The 2,192-nt window shown below is 61.3% G+C and carries 2 protein-coding genes and 1 pseudogene; all 3 read left to right on the top strand.

The features are described 5' to 3' along the window. Positions 1 to 491: Flp pilus assembly protein CpaB (gene cpaB, locus EOA85_RS33350; protein ID WP_127212549.1), on the top strand; the 491-nt coding region annotated here is incomplete at its 5' end. Next, on the top strand, positions 488 to 2,020 hold the full coding sequence (locus tag EOA85_RS33345) for a type II and III secretion system protein family protein (RefSeq protein WP_127212548.1): 1,533 nt from the start codon (positions 488 to 490) through the stop codon (positions 2,018 to 2,020). The genes cpaB and EOA85_RS33345, both read left to right, overlap by 4 nt. A 14-nt stretch (positions 2,021 to 2,034) precedes the next feature. Continuing rightward, a pseudogene (locus tag EOA85_RS39585) lies at positions 2,035 to 2,192 on the top strand (pilus assembly protein CpaD); the annotation flags it as partial.

The following is a 2,192-nucleotide window of genomic DNA, read 5'->3' as shown; positions in this document are numbered from 1 at the left end:
TGCGGGGGTCCAAGCGGAGCGGCGAGGGACAGAGCTTCATGTCGTCGATCCTGCCCTCCGGCATGCGGGCCGTCGCCACAGCCGTATCGGCCGACACTTCGGCCGGCGGCTTCATTCTTCCCAATGATTTCGTCGATGTCATCATGACCCGCAGAGCCGATGCCGCGGGCGGCGGCAGCGGTTTTACGACCGAAACCATCCTCAAGAACATTCGCGTCCTGGCAATCGACCAGACCATCCAGGAGGACGAGGAAGGCAAGAGGACCAGGGTCGGCCAGACCGCGACACTGGAACTGACATCGCAGCAGGCGGAAATCATCACCGTCGCTCAGCAAATGGCGGATCGCCTGACATTGGCGCTGCGGTCGATCAGCGACACCCAGGAGAAGAATCTGGGCGAGGCCGATTATCTCGTTTCCGGCAATGGGCGGCGCGGAACAGTACGATTGATCAAGTCAGGCGAAGTTTCCGAAGTGGGGGCAAGGCAATGAGGCTAAACGCTAGACTGCCGGTCGCCCTGGCTGCGGCTATCGGCCTGTTCCTCATTGAGACGAATGCGCAAGGCCCCGTCGAGGCGAATGCGGCAGGCAGGAAGGCCGAGGTGTCGGCTACGACCGCCACCCAGCGCGTCAAGCTCGGCCTCAACAAATCGGTGGTCATCGACCTGCCGAGCGATGCCTATGATATTCTCGTCGCCAATCCGGCGGTCGCCGATGCGGTGACCCGCACCGCCAGGCGGATCTATCTGTTCGGAAAGGCGGTGGGCGACACCAACATCTTCGTCTTCGGCCCCAATGGCGAACAGATCGTCAGTCTGGATCTGGCAGTCGAACGCGACGTCGCCGGACTGGAAGACTATATCAGGCGCTTCATCCCGTCATCGACCATCACTGTCGAATTGCTGAACGACAACGTCGTCCTGACCGGAACCGTGGACACTCCCCTGGATGCCAAGCGCGCGGTCGATCTGGCCACCATCTTCGTGTCCGGCGGCGAAGCGACCACGGGACAATATTCGCAGACCGCCTCCGGCGGCTCGGCCGAATCCGGTGTCGACATCGACAATCCGGATTCCGAGCGTCGCGTCAGCCAGATCGTAAACCTGCTGCAGATCATCGGCGACGATCAGGTGACGCTCAAGGTGACGGTGGCCGAAGTCAGCCGCTCGGTGATGAAGCAACTCGGCGTCAACCTGATCGGCAACGGTGACAGCAATGGCATCAGTTGGAGCGCATTGACCAGCCCCGCATACGGACTGGGAAAACCCCTGTCGCAATTTTCGGGACTTTCAATCGGCACCTCGGCGCTTCAAGCGTACATCAATGCCATGGAGCAAAGCGGTGTCATGAAGACGCTGGCCGAACCGACACTGACCGCGGTCTCGGGCGAGAAAGCGACGTTCAAAGTCGGCGGTGAATTCAATCTCATAACAAGCCGAACGAACAACGTTTCAAACGACAATCAAACGGGCCAGGTTACTTACACCAACGAAAAGCTAGAATACGGAATTGGCCTCGAATTCCAGCCTGTCGTGCTCTCGGCCGGCCGCATCAGCCTTAAAGTGAGGACGTCGGTTTCGGAGCCTACGATGGAAGGCGCCACAGTGCTCGAAGGGGCCGGGGACTTGCCCGGCACCACTTTGCTGTCGATCCGCAAGCGCCTGGCAGACACCACCGTTGAACTGCCTTCAGGCGGTTCGATGATGATCGCCGGCCTGGTTCGGGACGACATCCGGCAGGCGGTCGCCGGGCTGCCCGGGCTGACCAAGATCCCAGTGCTTGGCACGCTGTTCCGTAGCCGGGACTTCGTCCGCAACGAGACCGAGCTCGTCATCATCATCACGCCCTACCTGGTGAAGCCGGTGACGCGCAACGCTCTTGCCAAGCCGGACGACAATTTCAACGCCGCCAGCGATGGCGCCGGCATGTTCCTTGGCCGTGTCAATCGCGTCTACGGCACCATGCAGACCGACAAGCCCAACGGCCGTTATCACGGCGTTGTCGGCTTCATCTACAAGTAAGCGGGGAAGCGGACATGTCTCAGTCAGCGTTGAAGGCAAGGACGAACACCGCAGCGATGCGGTCCGGCCGTTCGCGTCTCTACAGGCCAGCCATTCCGGTCCTGGCGGTTGCGGTCGCGGCATTGCTGGCGGGCTGCGCCGATCTCAAGCGCGACAGCATCACGGTCGGCGC

It is taken from the genome of Mesorhizobium sp. M5C.F.Ca.IN.020.29.1.1 (assembly GCF_003997375.1).
Taxonomy (GTDB): Bacteria; Pseudomonadota; Alphaproteobacteria; order Rhizobiales; family Rhizobiaceae; genus Mesorhizobium; species Mesorhizobium wenxiniae.
This window is presented reverse-complemented; position numbering and strand designations above follow the sequence as displayed.